This window comes from Bradyrhizobium sp. LTSP849 (assembly GCF_000938255.1).
GTDB lineage: Bacteria > Pseudomonadota > Alphaproteobacteria > Rhizobiales > Xanthobacteraceae > Bradyrhizobium.
The window spans coordinates 76,920-97,972 of sequence record NZ_JYMR01000016.1; the positions used below are offsets into that span (position 1 = coordinate 76,920).

15 protein-coding genes and 1 pseudogene are annotated in these 21,053 nt (G+C 59.4%); 3 read left to right on the forward strand and 13 right to left on the reverse strand.

Going from position 1 to position 21,053, the window contains the following annotated elements; translation table 11 throughout:
• Positions 1–149: 149 nt before the first annotated feature.
• On the forward strand, positions 150–1,940 hold the full coding sequence (locus UB31_RS12190) for a tannase/feruloyl esterase family alpha/beta hydrolase (RefSeq protein ID WP_044999854.1): 1,791 nt from the start codon (positions 150–152) through the stop codon (positions 1,938–1,940).
• A gap of 592 nt (positions 1,941–2,532) precedes the next feature.
• Here UB31_RS12190 and UB31_RS12195 read toward each other — a convergent pair.
• From UB31_RS12195 to UB31_RS12245, 10 genes and pseudogenes are all read right to left on the reverse strand, one after another.
• Complete coding sequence (locus UB31_RS12195; protein WP_349509921.1) at positions 2,533–3,594, reverse strand: quinone oxidoreductase family protein; 1,062 nt, start codon at positions 3,592–3,594, stop codon at positions 2,533–2,535.
• A gap of 219 nt (positions 3,595–3,813) precedes the next feature.
• Positions 3,814–4,181, reverse strand: a pseudogene (gene crcB / locus UB31_RS12200) (fluoride efflux transporter CrcB); the annotation flags it as partial.
• The gene (locus UB31_RS12205; protein WP_044999856.1) at positions 4,178–4,594 is read right to left on the reverse strand and encodes an amidase family protein; all 417 of its coding nucleotides are present in this window, start codon (positions 4,592–4,594) and stop codon (positions 4,178–4,180) included. The gene UB31_RS12205 and the pseudogene crcB, both read right to left, overlap by 4 nt.
• 113 nt (positions 4,595–4,707) lie before the next feature.
• Positions 4,708–6,114, reverse strand: coding sequence for an amidase (locus UB31_RS12210; RefSeq protein ID WP_044999857.1), 1,407 nt, complete (start codon positions 6,112–6,114; stop codon positions 4,708–4,710).
• Positions 6,115–6,211: 97 nt separating this feature from the next.
• Positions 6,212–7,828, reverse strand: coding sequence for an aldehyde dehydrogenase family protein (locus UB31_RS12215; protein WP_197090805.1), 1,617 nt, complete (start codon positions 7,826–7,828; stop codon positions 6,212–6,214).
• A gap of 83 nt (positions 7,829–7,911) precedes the next feature.
• A complete protein-coding gene (locus UB31_RS12220) occupies positions 7,912–8,562 on the reverse strand; it encodes an NAD(P)H-binding protein (RefSeq protein ID WP_044999862.1) in 651 nt (216 codons plus the stop codon).
• Between the two features lie 304 nt (positions 8,563–8,866).
• A complete protein-coding gene (locus UB31_RS12225) occupies positions 8,867–9,244 on the reverse strand; it encodes a tautomerase family protein (protein WP_044999863.1) in 378 nt (125 codons plus the stop codon).
• Between the two features lie 597 nt (positions 9,245–9,841).
• Positions 9,842–12,694, reverse strand: a complete 2,853-nt coding sequence (locus tag UB31_RS12235) for an ATP-binding protein (protein ID WP_044999865.1) — start codon at positions 12,692–12,694, stop codon at positions 9,842–9,844.
• Between the two features lie 334 nt (positions 12,695–13,028).
• Positions 13,029–14,321, reverse strand: coding sequence for an MFS transporter (locus tag UB31_RS12240; protein ID WP_044999866.1), 1,293 nt, complete (start codon positions 14,319–14,321; stop codon positions 13,029–13,031).
• A 623-nt stretch (positions 14,322–14,944) separates the two neighbouring features.
• Complete coding sequence (locus tag UB31_RS12245; RefSeq protein WP_197087097.1) at positions 14,945–15,748, reverse strand: DJ-1/PfpI family protein; 804 nt, start codon at positions 15,746–15,748, stop codon at positions 14,945–14,947.
• Positions 15,749–15,813: 65 nt separating this feature from the next.
• Here UB31_RS12245 and UB31_RS12250 point away from each other — a divergent pair, with 65 nt between their 5' ends.
• A complete protein-coding gene (locus UB31_RS12250; RefSeq protein ID WP_197090806.1) occupies positions 15,814–16,803 on the forward strand; it encodes a GlxA family transcriptional regulator in 990 nt (329 codons plus the stop codon).
• A 504-nt stretch (positions 16,804–17,307) separates the two neighbouring features.
• On the opposite strand, the gene phnF is transcribed toward UB31_RS12250, so the two are convergent.
• A complete protein-coding gene (gene phnF / locus UB31_RS12255; protein ID WP_045011025.1) occupies positions 17,308–18,087 on the reverse strand; it encodes a phosphonate metabolism transcriptional regulator PhnF in 780 nt (259 codons plus the stop codon).
• A gap of 50 nt (positions 18,088–18,137) precedes the next feature.
• On the opposite strand from phnF, the gene UB31_RS12260 reads away from it, so the two are divergent.
• Complete coding sequence (locus UB31_RS12260; protein WP_044999868.1) at positions 18,138–18,590, forward strand: GNAT family acetyltransferase; 453 nt, start codon at positions 18,138–18,140, stop codon at positions 18,588–18,590.
• Here UB31_RS12260 and argF read toward each other — a convergent pair.
• Both argF and UB31_RS12270 read right to left on the reverse strand, forming a co-directional pair.
• Positions 18,587–19,465 carry an ornithine carbamoyltransferase gene (argF, locus tag UB31_RS12265; RefSeq protein WP_044999869.1) on the reverse strand — a complete coding sequence of 293 codons (879 nt, stop codon included), beginning with the start codon at positions 19,463–19,465 and terminating at the stop codon, positions 18,587–18,589. The two genes, UB31_RS12260 and argF, sit on opposite strands and share 4 nt — an antisense overlap.
• Positions 19,466–19,557: 92 nt before the next feature.
• Positions 19,558–21,021 carry an amidase gene (locus UB31_RS12270; RefSeq protein ID WP_044999870.1) on the reverse strand — a complete coding sequence of 488 codons (1,464 nt, stop codon included), beginning with the start codon at positions 21,019–21,021 and terminating at the stop codon, positions 19,558–19,560.
• Between the last annotated feature and the right edge of the window lie 32 nt (positions 21,022–21,053).

Here is a 21,053-nt window from a genome sequence, read left to right on the forward strand (position 1 = left end):
CGCACCCAAGGGTCCGCAGCACGCTTCCAACGAAAAAATTGCGGTCGTCGAATGGTTTTGTTCCATCCGGCGACGCTCTTGTTCTAAGGCCCTCCGCGCCGTGATGCTACCAGTTGTAGAAAATCACGAGCAAATCGGGGAGGACCTTCATGAAGCGTCTAGCAGCTACGCTGTGTCTATGCATACCGATCATCACGCCCGCCGCAGGAGCCAGCTCACTGCCGGATCATGCAGAGGCCAACGCTGCGCCGTCATGCGCAAGTCTTTCCACCGACCCGCGGTTTGAACTGAAGGGCAATCCCGCGATCAAGTCGGTGACCAGCACCATCAAGACCACCGCGGCGCCAGCCAACAAGCAGTACTGCAACGTGACGCTGGTCTATGGCACCAATCCGAACCAGAACATCACGATCGCCGTCGGCTTGCCACTAAGCACGGCTGACGGCGGGGCGGGCGGCATCGAAGGCGCATGGAACGGCCGAACCGAGGGGCTCGGTGGCGGAGGCTGCTCGGGAAATCTCAATGTTGATGCAGCTGTGAACGCGGGCTACGTCGGATCGGGCACAGATGGTGGCCACAGCGGCGGCGATTGCACGCCAGGCGTGAACACAAATCACACCTTCAATCTCGAATTCATTCAGGACTTCTTCCGCGTCGGCATCAAGCAGCAGATCCTCTGGTCGAAACGCATCGCGACATCCTACTACAGCAAGCCGCCGAGCTATAGTTACTGGAACGGCTGCTCCACGGGTGGCCGCCAAGGATATCTCCTGGCCCAGGAACTCGGTAGTCAGCTCGACGGCGTTCTCGCAAGCGCGCCCGCGATGTACTGGACCCGTTTCCAGACCGCGCAGATGTGGGGACAGCTCGCCATGTTCAATCTTGCCGGCGAATCCCCGAGTGGCCCGATTCCTCCGGCCAAGCTCGTTGCAGTGCAGAAATCGGCGATCGCCGCCTGCGATGCGAATGATGGCGCGACCGACGGCATCATAGACGATCCCCGAACCTGCCATTTCAGCGCCAAAGCCAATGTGTGCGGACAGCCCGGCGCGCCGGCGGCTCCGGCCTGTCTGACGCCGGAGGAGGCAACCGCGGTCGACGATATCTGGGACGGACCGCGCAATAAGCACCACGACCGCATCTGGTTTGGGTTGGATCGCGGCAGCGACTTCAGCATCCTGGATGGGCCGACCCCGTTCGCGCTCGGCGTCACCCAGTTCGAATGGAATCTGATCGATCCGAGCTTTGCTCCGCCGTCGACCAAGTGGACAACGGTTAACCTCGGCGGCAAGGATCTTTCCTATCCTGACGTGGCGCAAGCCGGCTCGCGCAATATCGCGGACGTCACCGACACCTTCGGTCCACTCGACGCCTTCAGGGCGCGCGGTGGAAAGATGCTTACTTTCGTCGGGGCGAACGATCAGTTCATCTACCCACGTGGCGTGATCAACTACTACCGGCAGATGGCGGAGCGCTATCAGCGGCGGGGCGATCGCACCGGTTTCGAGGGCGTGCAGAGCTTCTACCGCCTGTTCCACGCGCCCGGCGTCGGTCACTGCGGCGCGCCTATCTTCAGTCTGGGCACCACCGGACCCTGGCCGCAGAACGGCGCCGACTTCGCGGCCCTCGTAAATTGGGTCGAAAAAGGCGCCGCGCCGAACCAGGTGATTGGTCAAAGCCTGTCACCGGCTCTCTCACGGCCGCTGTGTCCCTATCCGCAGACTGCGAAGTACAAGGGGACCGGCAACGTCAACGACGCCGCCAGCTGGAGTTGCGGTGGCAATCTCGAGACCAGAGAAGCCGTCTGCCCTGACGTCCTCGTGAAGTACAAGGATGAGGTCGATGGACCGCTCGACTATCAGGCAAGTGCTGTCGATCCGAGCTTCTGCAAGAGCAGACGCATGGCCGGGGACGACGACGGCCGCCATGGATCCGACTGACGGCCGGTTCTCCACCGAGGCGTGCGCAATGCGCGCACAACGATGCGTGAGGCCAAACATCTTCGAAACACTCCGCCTCGACACGAAGGAATGCGCGATCGTCGCCGTTCGCCCGATGCGCGCACGCATTCCGCAACTGGTTGCGGGTGATTTGAACCTACGACACCAAGTCATTGATTTTGCTGGAGCGGGCGTTCGATCTCAAAAACAAAACCCAGCAATCCATTGAGATTGCTGGGTTTTCATATCTCAAATTGCTTTTTCAGGCGTTCGCTTAGCGTTGCCCTCCGAAGGCAAAGGTCACACGTTCGAATCGTGTCGGGTGCGCCAGTTTTCTTTAGTTTACAGTGCGGTATGCGCGCCTTAACCGAAACTCTTAGCTCTGTCTCATTTGAGCGAGTAAGCAATCTGGAAGAAAATCGCCGCCGAGTGCAGATTGCTTGATGGCGAGCCAAGGCCCTATTACGCGCGCCAACGCGCGGGTTCTTGCTTTTTTCTGGTTGCGGAGACATGCACCCATCTCAAATTGCTATTCGGAGCAGCGGCTTGAGCTGCGGCCGGCGTGGAGCAAAACATCGATTGCAAGGTTCATTTACGGCTTCAGCACGATCGCACCGGCCGATTTTCCGGATTCAAGTGCCTCATGCGCCTGGGCGACATCAGACAGGGCGTAGGTCTTCCAGATCGCAGGATGGATCACGCCGCGTTCGACCGCGTCGAATACATCGAGGACACGCTTTCGATATTCCTCTACATCGGTCGCGTGTGCCGGAAGGCCCGGACGCGTCAGAAACAGCGAACCTTTCGCATTGAGCGTGCCGACTTCCACCGGCGGAGGGGATCCCGACGATGCCCCGATGGAGACCAGCGTGCCACGCTGATGCAGGCTATCGAGAGACGCCGCGAATGTCTTGCGCCCGATGCCGTCATAGATCACGTCGGCCTTGTGACCATTGGTTACCCGGGCCACATCCGCCGGCAGGTTGTCGCTCCAGATCAGAACGTGTTCACATCCCGCCTCCTTCGCACGCGCGACGCTCGCTTCCTTCGACACCACGCCGACAACTGATGCGCCGAGATGCTTCGCCCAGGGGACGAGCAACTGTCCCAGCGCTCCTGCGGCTCCGTACAGCAACACGACCGTCCCCGGCCCGACCGGAAAGGTGCTCTTGATGAGGTATTGAGCGGTGATGCCCTTGAACACCACGGCAGCCGCAGCCTCGAAACTGATGGTGTCGGGAAGCTTCACCAGGCGATTTGCGGGATACAGCCGCCCCGTCGCGTAGCTGCCCAAGGGACCAAGGGCATATGCGACCCGATCACCGGCCACGACATTCTCGACGTCGGGGCCAACCGCGGCGACGATCCCCGCCGCCTCCAGTCCAAGTCCGTTCGGCAGAGGAATCGGGATGGCCCCGTTGCGTTGCGTCACATCGAGATAGTTGACGCCGATGGCGTGCTGTTCGATCCAGGCCTGGCCGGGACCGGGGGCGGACTGTTCAATTTGTTCTAGCTCGAGGACCTGAGGTCCTCCGGATTGCTTCAATCGAATTGCGTGTGTCATGTTGTCCTCCAGATCGTTGGGTTGCTGGTTAGGGAAGCCGGCGGACCGGGCCGGCGTTCGCAACGGGTGGTCGCCTGCCTCCGTCTCCATCGCTGTCGTCAGCGTGGATCGGGACGACGGTCGAGATGAGCTTGCCTTTCCGAAGTGGGCCGCGCGGCTCCGCGTGGGGGGCGCCGGCGGGTGAAGCGCGCCGACAGCCCCGAGCGCGACTTCGGCGAATGGTGGAAACGCGCGCCCGAGTTCGAGGTCGTGCGCGACTATTTGCGGGTCGAGGACGAGGCCGGTGCGCGCTTCTGGGCCGATGCGCGTGGCGAGCACATGGCCCAGCGCCACCGCGACGATGCACAGCACGACGGTGATCAGCACGTTGCCCATGGCACCCACCCAGTCCCCGGCGCGCATCAACGCCAGCGTCTGCAGGCTGAACGAAGAAATGTGGTGAAGCCCCCGCACAAGCCGACCATGATGAAGGTACGTAGGTCGGCGCTCCCCGGCAGCGGGCCACTGGGTAACGTGAGTGTCGAGAAGAATCCGATGATGAAGCTGCCGACGATGTTGATTAGGATCGTGCCCCAGGGGAACGGCTCGCCCAACGCGCGGTCGGTGACCAGCCCGACCCAATAGCGGCCGACACTGCCGATGGCTCCGCCGGCGGCGACGCAGAGATAGGGAATCATAAACGTACGCTCCTGTTGGAACCCCCAGCAGCGTGACGATCGGGCCTGGACAGGTCCGGATAGGGATTTCGGCCCGGGCTCATCCCTTCCAGTAACGAAGCCAGGTGCAAGATTGTCGACTCCGCCAACCGCGGCGAGCCGCGCTGGGTCGGCACGCACGCGGTGTCGATTGAGTCCTTCACCGTAAAAGAGACAACGTGTCGCGGCCCTAGACCATTACTCCGCAGCACCGCCGCCTCGGGCGCCTTTGCGTCGTCGAGCGCGTCGGCTGCCAGCGACACAATCGCATTGATCTTCGAATCCACGGCGCTGATGCGGGCCAGATGCGCTTGCACGACCTGGACGGAGACCTCGTTGCTCCGGATCGGTTCGGCCAGCTTGGTGGCGTCTGGATAGATGATTTTAGAACCCATCTCGGAACTCCGAATTTCGCCCGGTTGATGATTGATCGGTGTCGCTGGCGCGCTTAGGCGGAGCGGAGCGCCGGCATCGCCACGCGTCGCACGATGTCGGGGCCTCATTTTCGTCAGAGGTTCGGATGCAGGTTCCGCACGGTGCTGACGCTTTCGAGCAGCGAAGCCAGGTGCAGGATCGTGGACTCGGCCTGCCACTTGGCGATGACCTGCACATTAATCGGCAGCCCTTCCTTGCTCGTACCGAACCGCATCGCCAGGCCGGGCAAGCCGGTGACGTTGAGCGGCACAGTCGCACCCTGCAGGTAGGTGGCATCCACGGTCTGGCCGTCGATGGTGAACTTCTCGACGCCATGCTTGTGGGCCGGGATCGGCAGCACGTGGGTAATCAGCGCGTCGTAGCGCGAGAAGTAGTCGGCATAGCCGTCGCGCAGCCGCTCGGCCGCCTGCTCGGCGTCGATATAGTCCTTCATCGACGTGTCGGGCAGCGAGAGCATGGTCTTGGCCATCTTGTACATTTCGTCCTCATGGCCGGCCGTTGCCTCGGCAAACGCGGGCTTCATCTCCATCACATGGAGGCGGTTGAACACGTCGAGGGGAAAATCGCGCTCCAGCGCCGGGATGCTCACCTGCTCGACAAATACGCCGATGTCCTTCAGCGCCTCGGCCGCGACCTTGACGATCGCCGCCACCTCGGGATCGACTGGCCCCAAGCCGGGTCCGACCATCCAGCCCACCCGGAGCTGGCGGTAGGGTGAGCGGCCGATGCCGGCATCGAACTCGACGGTGCTCGTGGCAAATCCGTCCTGGCCGTCAGGCCCGACCAGTTGCGAGAAAGCGAGCGCGATGTCGCGAACCGAGCGCGCCATCGGCCCGACATGCCAGAAGCGGCGCGGCACGCGCGGCCAGATGCCGGTCATGGGCACGCGGCCATGGGTCGCCTTCATTGAGGTAATGCCGGTTTGCGCGGCCGGTCCGCGCACGGAGATTGCGAGATCGGTGCCGATACCGATTGGCGACATGCCCGCCGCGATCGCCGCCGATTCACCGCCGCTCGAACCGCCCGGAGTGCGGGTCACGTCCCAAGGGTTGTTCGACCGGCCCGTGAGCAGGTTATCGCTCTCGATCCAGTAGGAAAATTCGGGAAGGTTGGTCTTCGCCAGCAGGATGCCGCCTGCCTTCTTCATTCGCGCGACGCTCGTCGCGTCGACATCGGGAACGCGCCCCTTGAAGATCGGCGAGCCGCGCTGGGTCGCCACATCAGCGGTGTCGATCGAGTCCTTTACCGTAAAGGGGACACCGTGCAGCGGGCCGAGTGCGTCGCCCGCCAATACCGCTGCCTCCGCCGCCTTTGCGGCTTTGAGGGCCCCGTCCGCGAGCGTGACGATTGCGTTGATCTTTGGGTTCACCGCCGCGATGCGATCCAGGTGCGCCTGCATGACCTCGACCGGCGAGACCTCCTTGGTGCGGATCAGCTCGGCCAGCTTGGTCGCGTCGGAAAAAAGGATCTCTTTGGTCATAGCTGTTCTCCTACCTGTTGGTTATTGCGGAAACTCTACCTGTCACTTGGTAGGTCGGAACCTAGGCCTTTATTTCGTCCGGAGCCGCCCACCGAGCCTACTTGCGGTTCGGCACGGTCTTCTGCTGCACCTTCTCGAGCAGCCTCTCTGCGGCCGCATAAGATGACGCGGGGTTTTGACCGGTGGTGAGCAAGCCATCGGTCACAATGAAAACGCCCCAGTCCTCGCTACTTTCGAACTTGCCACCTTTGGCCTTGAGTTCGTCCTCGACGAGGAACGGCACGATATTGGTGAGGCCCACTCCTTCCTCCTCGCTGTTCGTGAAGCCGGTGACGCGCTTACCGTCGACGAGCGGACGTTGCGGATTGACAAAAGCATGGGCTCCGAAACGAGAGAGCTCCCGGCCATACCCGCTATTCTTGACCCCGCCGACCGGGACACGGGGATTGGACGCCGTGAAGCCATTGATGAACACGCCACCGGTGTAGAGCTCACGCGCGATCTTGCGAGCCGCATCCACGTCCCTGGTCCATATATTGCCGCTGAGACCGAACTCGCTTGCATTCGCCGCGTCGACGGCAGCGTTGATGTCCGGGACGCGGGTGATCGCGGCAACGGGACCGAAAGTCTCTTCGTCGAAGGCGGGCATACCTTGCGTCACTCCGCTGAGTACCGTGGGCGTGTAGAAGGCTCCTTTGCCTTCCGCAGGTTTGCCCCCGCACAACGCCCGTGCGCCCTTTGCAATGCTGCCTTCCACCTGTTTATGCAGAGAGTCCCGGAGATCAATCCGTGCCATTGGTCCCATCTGGGTTGCTGGATCTGTCGGGTCGCCAACCCGGATCGCCTTTGCTGCTTCCACAAACAACTTTTCAAAGTCATCTGCTATTTCTTCGACCAAGATGAACCGTTTTGCCGCAAGGCAGACCTGACCCGCATTGCTGAAGCGGCTCGTGATGCCCGCCGCAACGGCCTTGGGTATGTCGGCATCTTTACAGACGATAAAAGCATCAGAGCCACCCAACTCCATGATGGTCTTCTTGATCACTTTTCCGGCCTGTGATGCGACTGCAGAACCGGCTCGCACGCTCCCGGTAACGGAAGCTCCCTGAACACGCGGATCATTGATGACGTTGACGATATCCTCCGTCTTCAGAATTAGGTTCTGAAACACCCCTTCGGGAAAGCCGGCTTCACGCATCACGCGCTCAAATTCGAGCGAACTTCTCTGCGTGTTGGTGGAGTGCTTTATCAAGACGACGTTTCCTGCCAGGAGCGTCGGCAGGGCCATGCGGGTCAACTGCCAAATCGGAAGATTCCATGGCATGATCGCAAGTATCGGGCCGAGCGGCAGATACGAAACGTATGCTTCAACCTTTCCCGTTGGAGCGGGTGCATCCGCAAACATTTGCGGTCCGTGCTCGGCATACCAATCCGCTTCCATGGCGCACTTCTCAATCTCTGCTCCGGCTTCGGCCGAAACTTTCCCCATCTCGGCTGTAATCACTTTCGCGAGTTGGGCCTTCTGCTTCCTCAATGTCGCTGCGAGGTCGGAGAGGAACTGTGCACGCTGATGAACGGACACCCGTCGAAAGGATTGGAAACTTTTATCGGCGCGCGCGAGCACGGCTTCTGTTTCCAGGGGAGAAAAAACGGAGAATGTCTCAATCTGCTCTCCTGTGGCGGGATTCACGGTCGAAAAGCTGGACGAATTCATGTGCTCTCCCTGAAACTTGACGCTTGTGCGATTGCAAACTCGGTCACGCGAGTTTGGATCTCGCGATGTTCGGCGAGCCCGTCCTAGTTCAGTAACGCCGTGACCGCGCTACCAATCGGGGTGCTGCCTGCGGTCACTTCAAGAATTCGCCTCCGCACAACCGAGTGGAGGAGGGCTGCAATCGTCGCAGCCACGTCGTCTCGGGAAATATCCACATGAATCTCAGCGAGTCCCAGACTAACGCTTCCGGTCCCGGGATCGTTCGTGAGTGCAGAAGGCCTTAGAATTACCCAGTCGAGTTCGCTACGGACAAGATCCACGTCTGCCCTCTTTTTAGCTGCCATGTAGTGTTCGAAGCTTTTCGGCATATCTCTTTCTCGCCATGCTTCGGGAAATACTGAAACAAGGAGGAGCCGGGATATACCCGCCGAGCGAGCAGCGGCGGTCGCTTTGCGAACTCCATCACCGTCAACTGCATCGATCATCTTGTCTTGGTCATGTGCTCCGGCACCTGCGGCAAACACCATGACGTCTGATCCAGAAGCCGCAGACGCCAGCTCCTGCTCAGAGATAGTCGACACATCCCCGAGCGTTCCGTCAGCTCCAACCGCGTGTAAGGCGGCAATCTGTTCCGGTCGGCGGTACAGTCCGGAAACCAAGTCTCCTTGTTTCGCAAGGAGCCCGGCAACGCGAGACCCTGTCCCTCCAGTGATGCCTATTATGAAAACGTTCATCGATATCACCTCTGTGCGTCTATGACCGGCTCGAAGAGAGAGTTCCCGGAGAATCCAGCCGTATGTTGAGAAATCATTGAGTGACCGTGGAGCTTAGCTCGTCGTTGTAATCACCCTTACTCACCTCCGGGACAGTTCAGTCGATCGCCTCGGCATCACAAGGCGACCGTCCGCACCGGCGCGCTCTGCATCTCGACGCGTCTACGCCGACCGAGTTTATTCGGCCAACACAGCCGACCTAGGCAAAACCATGAGACCGCCGATGATAGTCCGCCTAACTGACTTTTCTCGAACCGATGGCCAATCAAGTCCAAGGATCGCCTTTGCCAAATGACCAGTCCGAACGCTCGACGAATACGAGGTTGATCATGACGTCATCAGGGCGAATAGAGAGCCTGCTCTTAAGTTCGTCAGCGATGTACCGGAAGAAGGCAAGCTTGGATTCCTTGTCATTCCCGACCGTGCTGGTCACCTGGATCAGGACGAAGTCAGATGATCGCTCACTGCCGAGGAAGTGGCGGTCGTAGATCAAATTATCGGGCTCATGCTCGCTGACGACGATGAAACGGTCGCCTTTCGGCGCCTTCAAAACTCCGACGATCCCGTCCGCTACGACATTGGCCACAGCGGCGCGATATTCGGCGCTTTTTCCTTTAACTAGATCGACACGTGCAAACGGCATAGTGATCTCCTCATTTGAAGGGAACGACCGTGCCTGTGCAAAAGGGCTCAGTCACCGACGGGGGATTGTGCCAGCGGTCTTAGTGAAATGGCGCCTTCCCATCTCACCAACTCCGATCCTTGCATTTAGATCAGACTAATGTGGGCGGCCTCGGTAAATTGAGGTAAAGGCAGTGTTCCTTTTTGCTCACCATCCGTGCCTGATCGTGTTCCACTGGTTCGTCTTCGCAACAGCTGAACGACAGCAATCGGCAGGAATCTCGGCACGCTCCTGCGCCCTGTCAGAAATGTTTAGCCAATGCCGTCCGAACTCGGCTTCCTGCTCGAAACTTTTAGGTATCTCCATTTCTTCGTGAGCGAGAAATTGCAGCGCGGGGACGCTTCGTCTGTTCAGCTTAATTTGGGAGTAGCGGGGGTGCCGCGGTGCTTACGTCTGGGCGGGAGCGACCGTTCTGACGTGCGCAATCACGCGGTATTTCCGGAGGTCAAAGACGGCGGCATTACGTGGAAGGGTTGCCTCTGGTGTTGAGCTATGCACCAGCCTTCGTGGACTCCTATCGGCCGCCTTCGGACGGTAAACTGTGCATTCGCAGCAGCATCAGAAACGGTTCGCGCCCGCGGCGGTGAGCAGGCGAGCGGATCGCTTCAGGTCCTCGGTCGCAGCTCTTTCTTCGAAGCTCTCATACACAGACACGAGGATCTCGACCGCCTCCTTATTCCCTTCGTCGATTGCCATCTCCGCCATGTCATTCACGATCCGCAACTCGAGGGATCGCGCGCCGATGGCCAGGGCGGTTTCTCGCGCTCTACCAAACATGCCGCGGGCATGGTCACGCTCACCAAGCGCCGCCATCGTCTGTGCCTTCACCCGAAGTAGTTCCGGCAGGCACCAGTTCTCCTTTGACTCGCGCTGTAGCGTGAACGCGAGCTCTACCGCTTCGTCGGCGTCGGCGGATCTGCCCATTCCTAGCAGGGCCTCGGCCAACACGCCGAGATACATCGGAGTGCGCACCAGGAATCCGTCGCGAACAAGATCATCAACCGCCGCCCGCATGTCGTCGACTGCGTTCAAGCCACCCCGCGCGTGTCGACCGACGGAGGCGTAGAACCGGTGCACCGGCTCCCAGAGCGCAATATTCTCGCGGTCGAGGTTGCCCCGAAGGATGGTAGAATACCTCTCCAAGGCGTCGATCTGGCCGCTCCAGAGCGCGAGCGGCATGGCGACGAGCGCGAGGATGTTCGACTGGCCCATCAACTGGCCGATCTGCCCCGTCTTCAGCACCATCTCCTCGGCCATTGTAAGGGCACGCGCGGGTCGACCGGTCAGCCATGTCGAAAATGCGAGCGTGCTGTGGATACTGACATACCTCTCCTCCTGATAGCGCGTGATCCTCGATGGGGGCATGCCGTGGGCAAGGTCCTCGGCGAGCCGCGCTAGTTTGGCGCACACGTCCGCCAATTTACCGAGATGCATTTCTGCCAGAGCACCCAACCTCTCCGCGTCGAGCAGCGATGCCTGGTCACCGACTTTCGCGGCGATCAGGACAAAATCTTCCAAGAGGCTGACCGCCCGCTCGTTCCGGCCCGTGTAGATGAAGAAGACCGCCTGGCCGAACATTGCGGACAGGTATCGACCGACGTCGCCGCTGAGTCCGGCGAAGTTGAGTGCGGAGTTCCAAGCTTCGTCCGTTTCGGCGTGGAGCTGCCGGGCAAGAGTCATGCTCCATGCCCGAGACATCGCGAGCGTCGCTTTTTGCCAAGGCGCAACCGCCGTTGACGCGCAGCGGTTCAACGCCCTGTCGACCTGACATAGTTGCTCGTAGATGGACGATTGCTCGTTCCAAAGCCGGATCGCAGAGATCGCAAGGTTGACACCAAGGGATACATCGCCTTCGTCGCTGAAGCACCAGTCAAGAGCCTTGCGTAGGTCACCGGTCCGCGCCCAGTATCGCGCGCGCCAGATGCGATTGTCGACCCAGGCCCATTCGGCCTCGGAGTTTTCGAACGCGGCCAGCACGAGTTGCCCGTGTTGGCGCTGCGCGTCTTGAGCAAAGGGATCCTGGAGCAAGCGCTCCGCCGCGTAGCAACGGGCGCTTTCCAGTAACCGGTAACGTAGCTGCTCCCCATCGATCTCCGCCGACAGCATGGACTTGGCGACGAGGCCGCCTAGTGCCACGGTGGTCTGATAAGGGTCATACTGCACCAATCGAGCCATCCCGGCGACGTCGGTCCACTCGAAAGAACCAGCGAAGACTGACAGCAGTCGAAATATCGTCGACTCCTGGGCGGAGAGTAGCTGGTAGCTCCAGTCCAACATCGCCCAAAGCGTCCGATGTCGTGAATGCGTGGCTTGGTCGTCGTTCCGGAGTTCGCTGAGATGACGGCCAACGGAATCGAGGAGGGCTGCAGGAGAGAATCGATCGAGCTTCGCAGCCGCGATCTCGATCGCGAGCGGAAGGCCGTCCAGCGCTTCGCAGAGGCTTGCAACGGTGTGGGCGTCGCGGTCCACCAACTTGTAGTCAGCCGTTTCAAACGCGCGCAACGCGAAGAGTTTGACCGAGGGATAGGCCAGTGCTTCCGTTGCGCTTTGCACATTTGCCCGGTCGGGGAACGCAAGAGGCTCGACGTGCTGTAGATTCTCGCTAGAGACTCCAAGCGGCTCGCGGCTGGTAGCGAGTAAGCGGCTGCTGATCTTCGCCTCGACGAGCCGTGCCGCAATCGTCGCGGCAGCGTGCAGTACGTGTTCGCAATTGTCCAAGACAATCAATATGCGCCTGTGTTGCAGGTGTTGCACTACGGCCGAGACCAAGTCTGCCGGATGGCCGCGAACGCCTAGAGCCGTAGCCAAGAGATTTGGAACGAGCGCGGAGTCGTTGGTCGCGGACAGATCCACGAAGTGAACGCCGTCAGGAAATTCGTCATGTCTTGTGTGGGCGACCGCGATGGCGAGGCTGGTCTTCCCCACGCCGCCGGGTCCGACAAGAGTCACAAGGCTTGTAAAGTCTAGTGCTCTGGCCACACCCTCTACATCGCGCTGCCGGCCAACGAGTGTGGAAGGCGCGGGCAGACTGGAGACAATCGGCGGATCGTCAACTGAGAAACCCTCAATTTCGATGGGTTCCGTCTGGAGGCGCCCCACAAACTGGTATCCGTGTCCTGCGACTGTCGCGATGTAGGTTGCTTGAGGAAGAGTATCTTCGAGCGCCCGGCGCAAGCTACTGATGTGGACCTTCAGATTAGATTCGTCGACGAAGACGTTAGGCCAGGCGAACTCAATCAGCTCGTTCTTGCTGACCTCCTCTCCGGCCCGCATCAGCAGCAGGTGCAAAATGTCCAGCGCCCTGCCACCGAGCTTCAGAGGACGGTTTTCCCGCACCAAGACCTGTTGGCTTGGAATGAGCCTGAACGGCCCGAACGCAAATGCAACATCGACACTCGGATTAACTCGCATCGCTTTCGTTCATCCCTGAGTATTGCGCGACCACCATCGCTCGCATCCCGTGGCAACGGTGCCGGAGGTCGGTTACCGCGGGTTTCCGCGTCTGTACCAGCCGCCGGCGGTCTCATGATGGGTCGGCGCGACCCAGGAACCGCATCCCGCAATTCCGATACCGTGCGACTTCCCGGCTGCGATGCACGTCGCGACCGTACGGATGGTTGACGACCGGCTGCTGCCCCGACTCGACGCGTTGGCGAACCTGATCGAGACCAAGCCGGCTGGCTGGATGGAAGTGGTTAAGAGAAGCACTCCACCTCACCGTAAACAAGGAGTTTGAGTACAGAACCTAGCTGGATTCGCTAACTTCCGCGCGGTCAGTCTGCAGACACGGCCTGACCGTCATGAACGGTCGGTGCGGCTGCACCGCCCATAGGCACGCAGCCGCCCCGATGCCCGATGCCAACAGGAGGAACCGAACCATCCCCCAGTCTCCGGATGTTGCGACCATGATGGCGGCGATTAGGGGAGCAAGTCCGAGGCCGACTCCGCCGAGGACCTGCACCCACGCAGTCGGGAATCCGCCTGCGCCAGATGTTGCATCCTGAACTGCCGACCACAACACGACTTGTCCGATCCCAACGAATGCCATACCGGCACATGTGAACAACATCATTGTGATGAGACCGTTCATGGACATGCCGATCGCGAAGCAGGTCCCGCTGCCGATCATGGCGATGCCTCCCACGGGAACGCGCGCAACAAAGAGTGACTTGGTCCTCTTCAAAATCGCATCCGAGAGGATGCCGCCCGTCAGAACCGCGAGATAAAGCGCGACGAAGGGTGCGGACGAGAGCCAGCCGGTCTCGATAAGCGAGATGTGGCGGTCATGTGCGAGGTAGATCGGCAGCATGACGTAGACAAAGCTCTGGACGCCCGAGAATAGCAGGTAGGCGGTGGCGAGCGCATGGATGCGCGGTTGCTTCATCGTCTCGATCAGTCGCAGTCCGCTCCAATCGCGACTCGTCAGTGTGGCCTGAGGCCGCCGGAGGTTGGTGACCGCAAATACAAGCAGGCTAATGCCGAAGAAAACTCCGCATATTCCGAAGACCCGGAAGCATGCACGCCAGCCCCATTCGCTGGCTATCACAGCAGTCAAAGGCCCGCTTACGATGGCCCCGAAATAGGCGGCACCCAGCAGCGCCGCGCTACCGCGCGAGCGCAGCCGGAGCGGCACTTCCCGTTCGAGGATCATCACGCTGGACAACCAGTCCGGTGCCTGCAGCACGCCCATCGATGCCCTCAAAAACATGAGACTCATTGGACCGATCGCGAACGGCGTTATTAGGACGGCGAACGACCAGCCGGAGACGCATAGCCCTATTGTGAGCAATGGTCCGAGGCGGGCGGCAAGCCAGGCTCCCGGGATTTGGAACATCGCGTAAGACCAGGCACCCACGGCTAGTATCTGGGTGATCGTGACGAGATCGAGTTCGAACTCCTTCTGGATCATCGGGGCTAGAATGACGATGACCTGTTTGTCGATATTCATCAGAAATGCCGCCGGCATCACGGTCAGGGTTAGCTTGAGCCATGGGGCTCGAGCACCAATATCACCCGTAATTTCTCCGGAAGGCGGCATCAAGCTCCTACTTTCTTATTGCGATTCCATCGACGTCTATGATTTGAAAATTGGCAGGTAGGCGGGCATCTTAAGGTCTCATCGCCTGCGTTAATATGGGGATCTACCTCAATTTGCCGGAGCGCCTTCGCGCCCTGTGTGATCACAAGGCCTAGTTGAGGCTTCGTCGGGAAGATAAGCCAAGGTGCAAACGTGCGGCCATTTTGAGATCGCGCTGCCGCCGGCGGCGGCTCTCTCGTCGTCAATCCCTTGAAGTCAAAGGTCGGGCATGGGAGTGCCACCACAACAACGACAGACCTCACGCCCCCCTCGGCAACTTGACGCCGAACGAGTTCGCACGACAAACTCGAACAACCCGAGAAATTGCCTAGCATCTGGACCACAAAACGGGGCAGCTCCAACCATGGCCCAAACATGCTTCAGGGGGACGACTTCAAGGGGGCAGATCACCAAAAGCAGACGTCGCGTTTTCAGCCGAGTGGCATTCCAAACATTGGGCCGGATGGTGCGGAGGTCGCGGTCGGCATAGCCTCGATAGAGTTGAAAGAGCCGCCTACTCGTCGCGATGTACAGTGAGCGTTCGGTAAGCGATCTAGCGCTGGTCAGCGTATACGGCGCAGGCGTTAGTTTGAATGTCGCATGTTCGCAGCTGCTTCCGCGACTTGAGTCTCGCGCAGTGCGCGCCGTTTGGTTGAGTCGGCCAACACGGCGGCCACGATCTCCGGTGGCGAAGTATAAGGCGTGCCTCCCGTGAACGGAGGCGCTGGATCGTACTCCATGGCAAGCTGGATCTTGCGAGCAATCTTTTCGCCAGCGAGGTCGGCCACTACGCGGAGCGCCATATCGATGCCTGACGTTACCCCACCCGACGTGTAGATATTGCCATCTACGGTCATTCGATCGTTGGAGACCGTCGCGCTAAAATTTGTAAGGAGGTCGCGGGCCTGCCAATGCCCGCCAGATCGCCGGCCAACCAGAAGACCAGCCGCCCCAAGCAGCAAGGAGCCGGTGCAAACGCCAAAGATGTATTGGGAGTGGGCCGCTTCCCGTTTGACGTATGCGACCCACCCGGGATCAAGCATCGCCGTATCGATTCCCGTGCCTCCAGGGATAACAATAATATCGCTCTTTTTGGCGGTCTCGCGTGTGACATTCGGGACTAAACGAAGTCCACGGTCTGTTCGCACGGGATCCATTGTTGCCGCAACAAGATCGACGGTCCATCCCGGCGTGCGAGAAAGCACTTCGAATGGACCGGTAATGTCGAGCTGCACCATGTCGGGTACGGTCACGATATTGCAATGCGTCGGCTGTTTCATTGATGGTTCATCCGGATTGTCTTCCGCCGCCTGGACAACATTGCTACTGTGAATGATCGCCGAAGCGGAAATTGCGAAAGCCAAGGCATCACGCCGCGTCAGTTTCATCTGTATCTCCGCTCAGGAACTTGACAGAACCGTTTGCCTCGCAAACATGTATGTCTGTGTCGTTCATGATCAGCGGCGTGTATATGTCAAACAAGCGACAGAAACTGCCATCAAGACTGGTTTTGATATTGGCGTTTGACGGTGTCCAGATTATTGACATCGCCGAGCCAGCCCAAGTTTTAAGCACAGCTAACGAAGAAGGTGCGGACCCACACTACGATGTCCGAATCGTTGCGCTTAAAGCCGGTTTGATCGAGAGCGAATCCGGCTTCGCTATATTGGCTGGGGAGATTCCAAAAGAGGGCGCGGTGGACACGCTCGTGGTACCCGGAGGGCCTGGCGTTCATATCCTCCGAAAGAATCCGTTAGTGAACATTGCACTGAATGACTTGAGCCAACGCGCCGCTCGGGTTTGCTCTGTTTGTACGGGCTCCTTCCTTCTGGCCGAGGCAGGCATTTTGGACGGTCGCCGGGCGGTTACGCACTGGCGCTCCACCGATCGCTTAGCCAGAGAGTTTCCAAATGTGAAAGTTGATCCCGATCCAATATTCCTGAACGACGGACCCGTGTGGACGACGGCTGGCGTCACCGCTGGTATCGACCTCACCCTAAGCTTGGTGCAACAGGACCACGGTGCGGCACTTTCCGCGCGCGTCGCCCGCCGCCTCGTCGACTATATGCGGCGAGCCGGCGGTCAGAAGCAGTATAGTGAGCCTTTGGCGTTACAGGCGGCGAGCGGGGCACCCTTCGATGCCTTGAGTTGCCAGATTGCAGGCGATCCTCGTCTGCAGTGGACCGTGGAGAAAATGGCCGAGACGGCCGGCCAGTCGCTGCGAACGTTTCATCGCCGGTTTGAAGCGGCTACGGGCCAGTCTCCTGCCAAGGCGGTCGAGAAGATCCGGTGCGATCTCGCACGGTCGCTTCTTCACACAACAGATATGAGTCTTGGGCAGATTGCCGATCGCACGGGGCTAGGCTCCGAGACTCCGCTCAGACGTGCGATGACCCGACAGTTCTGCGTAAATCCGGGCGAGATGCTCGACCGGTTTGCATGACTTCGCACATAAGGCACTCGCTGCGTCTATCCGGATGGTATCACAAATGCCATGCCACTTTGGTGAGGAAGCTCGGTCCCACAATCTAAAATACACGTGCGTTTTCAACTTGAGTCACGAGCCAGATTCGGAGGCACTATCTCGAGTTCAATGGGAAACATGCAGACTGCCTTGAGCCAAATGTCTGCATTGGTTGATTCGCTACATGGCCGGCCCAGCGGCAACTCTGGCCATGTCCTCTATGCCGCCAAAAGCGGAAGTGAATTCAGACCATTAACAGCTTCGCGGTCAGCTAGTGCGGCTTGTGGTGTTCTCGTAAGCATTCCCATTCGTCATAGGCATGCGTGTCCTGGAGTCGTGCCTCCAGAAATCTGTCACCGATGGCGACAGTCGGGGACGGATCCAGCGCGTTCCATTGCGGTTCGTTCCACGAATTGAGCTCTGGGCAGGCCGCGATCGGCGACGTAGTCATCATCCATCACACGCCTATAGAAAGCATCGCCATCATCGCTTCGGATTAACGACTTCCGCGCCGATATTGCGCACGCTTTCATCGAGTTCGATATCAAGTTGAACTCGGCCCGAGGCATAACGCGATGCACCGAAGTCGACAGGAGCACCTGCCTGATCCACATAAGTACTTTCAACGACGAGTATTGGATGCGGCAATCCGAACACTTCCGTTTCCTCCTGATCTGGCATCCGCGCCATTACTCGGACCCTCTGGCGCTTCGAGTGCACTCCGTAGGACAAAAGAGCAGCGCGAATTGATCCTTCGGTTTGGTAACGCTCGATGAGATCCGGAAAACGGTCCATCGGGAAGCTATGACGCGCAATGAGAACCGGTTCCCCATTTGCGCGGCCGATGGAATCGAGAAATACGGTTGGTATTCCGTCGTCAATTTGCAACACATGCGCAACTGCGCCTGACGCTGGAGCTACACCGGACGAGATGAGCTCCACACTGGATGATTGGCCACCAAGAGCCACGGCCTCCCAAAAGCGCGTCGACGAGGCTAGTTGGTAGTTGAGCACATCCTGACGAACGAACGCACCTCGTCCATTCTCCACGCGGACAATCTTGTTGCTGACGAGTTCCGCAAGGGTGCGGCGGATCGTGTGACGGTTCACGCCAAACCGCTCAGCAAGGGCCGCTTCGCTTGGAAGCTTGTCACCGGGGACGAACTGCCCACTCCATATTTCGCCGATGAGTACCTGCTCGACCTGCTTCCAAACGGCAGTGCCCTTTCGGCGTTCGTGGACGGGAAGCGATTGTGTTGACATGCGAATCCGGATACCTATCTATGTTCCTCTACAGGTAGCAAGGCAGCGCGATGGATTCAACACCTGATGGAACGACTGGCCTCCCGCCCATCGAGGGAGCGTCCCATGCCGATCGAGAGGCGATCGTTCGCCTTTGGGAGCGAGCTGGCCTCGTCGCAAGCTACAATGATCCCGGCGATGACTTCGACTTCGCCGTTGCAAAGTCCAATTCGGACGTCCTTGTTGTACGCGAGCACGGAGCGATCATCGCATCTGTGCTCGTGGGACACGATGGTCACCGTGGTTGGCTTTGGTACGTATCCGTCGATCCCGATCATCAAAAGCGGGGGCTCGGCGTTGCCGTGGTTACGGCGGCCGAAAGCTGGCTCGCCCGGCGAGGCGTTCGCAAGGTCATGTTGCTCGTCCGCGAAACCAATACAGCGGTCGTCAAATTCTACGACAGGCTGGCGTATGAAACTGTTCCTCGAACGGTCATGCAGAAATGGCTGGTTCCCCCGAACTAACCGACGAGCGAGCGTAACAATGCCATCTGCATGTATTTTCGGTTCTCCGCCTGGTCGAGAACGATCGACCGCGCGCCGCGCAGAACGTCACTGCTGATCTCCTCACCCGGATGCGCCGGGAGGCAATGCATGACAAGCGCGTGGCTAGGGGCGCGTGCAACAAGCTCTTTATTGACTTGATAACCGGAGAAGGCGTTGAGCCTTCGATCGCGCTCTGCTTCCATACCCATCGATACCCAAGTATCGGTGTATATGACGTCGGCATCGGTAACGGCGTGTACCGAGCTAGCTGATAGTTTTGCGAACTTGCCGGCCTTGGCGAGAGAGTCCGGAGATGGCTCGTATCCTGGTGGCGTGGCGATCGTCAAATAGACGCCATAGGCGGATGCTACCTCAAGCAACGATGCACACACGTTATTGCCATCCCCAACGTACGCAACCTTCAACCCGCGCAGATCTCCGAAGACTTCCGCCATAGTCATGTAGTCGGAGAGCGCTTGGCAGGGATGATGGAGATCGCTCAGTCCGTTTATGATCGGAACATCGACGGCGTCGCGCATCGTCACCAAGTCTGAATGGTTGCGCACGCGGGCAACGATCGCATCATAATATCTCGCAATCACTCGAATTTCGTCTTCAAGATCGGACAAGATAAAGTTGCTCGTGTTCCAGTCGATGACGGATGCGCAGCCCCCCATGTCCCATATGCCGACTTCGAAGGAACAGCGTGTCCGGGTCGACGTCTTTTGAAAGAGCAGTGCAATGCGCTGATTGGCCAACGCGCGTGAAACATCGACCGTACCGCGCTTGATTGCGAGGCCGTCGCGCAACAATTCTGCCAAGACAGGCGGCGGCAGGTCGGAAGGCGCAAGCAATGCTTGCGCCTTCCGCGGAGGCGAGACCAATCGATGTTGTTGCCGCGTTATGACCGAGTTTGCGGCATCAGCCCGGTCTTGAGGTCGTGTGCTCATGCCGCGACAGAGGCTCCGAGCTTTGGACCGGCCGCCAATTTCCGCACATCAGGCAACGGCCGCCGCAGTTCGGTGCTTTGTGCAAAATGGCTCTCGAGCGCGAGGCAGATCTCCAGTACCCGTCGATCGCCATTGCGCGGCCCAACGACCTGAAGGCCGAAGGGCGTCCCTTGTGAGTCGAGACCGGCCGGAATCGAAGCAGCCGGATGCCCGACAAGCGTGATGCCGTACGTGATGCTGTACCATTCTGCATAGTGTTGCGCCGGACGGCCTTGCAGAACCTTTGGAAAGCCAATCGCGTGCTTGTAGGGAGAGACATTCACGGAGGGCACGATCAACACATCATAGCTGGTGAAAATCTTTTGAAATTCGCGGTAAATTCGGGTCTGCTCGGCCATCGACCAGGCGATGTCGGCTCCCGACATTGCCAACGCCTCATTCATGTTGGAGACAATGTTGGGGTCCAGCTCATCGCCGTACTTCTCAAAACGGTCCTTCATACCGGCAAGGAGATAGAGCCCTCGAACGCCCCAGTAGGCGCGTTCTGCATTCTCCATCGATACGGCGTACGGCTCCAGGCGCGCAAACGTGCCGTCAAGGTGTCGCATCTTTTTCCGAAACGTTTCCCGAACGTCTTCGTCAACAGGTGCGAAGCCTAGATCCTCCGAAATTGCGACTCTCAAGCCGGAAATATCTACGGGCTGAAGATTCATGAAGGAGACAGGATCTACCGGCGTCGAAAGCATGTCTCTGGGATCGTACGCCGCCATGGCTCCGAGCAGGAGAGCCGTATCACGTACGTCCCGCCCCATCGGGCCTTGGACACCGTTCGTGGTTAGCCCCACTGTTCGCCGCTCGGAGGGTACAAGTCCTGGCGAAGGCCGCAATCCGAAGACGCCGCAAAACGCCGCGGGGTTGCGAATGCTTGCGCCGGAGTCTGAGCCGTTCGCGATCGGAACCATATTGGTGGCAAGGGCGACGCCGGCTCCCCCCGATGAGCCTCCGCAGGTCCTTGTCGTGTCGAAGGGGTTTCCCGTCTGTCCGAAAACGCGGTTTACCGTGTTCGATCCGATTCCGAATTCCGGCGAGTTTGTCTTGCCAAGGATAATGGCACCTTGCGCTCGCATCCGAGCGACGACGGCTTCGTCTTCCTTCGGCACGTGATCCTTGAAAAGTGGCGACGCAAAAGTCGTTCGAATGTCCGCCGTTTCGTTGAGATCCTTGATGGCGGCGGGTAGACCGTGAAGGAGTCCAAGCTTTTCCCCCTTCATCACGGCGACTTCCGCGCGCTTCGCCTCCTGCCGCGCACGCTCGTAGGATTTCGTAACGATAGCATTGACTGCAGGATTCACCCACTCAATCTGCTCGATGCATGACTCCAGAAGCTCCACCGGAGAGAGTTTGCGGGATCCGATGAGTCGCCGCGCCTCAACAGCGCTGAGGTCGCATGGCTTTGTCATTATAGTCTCCTTTTAGTACCCGACATTAGAGG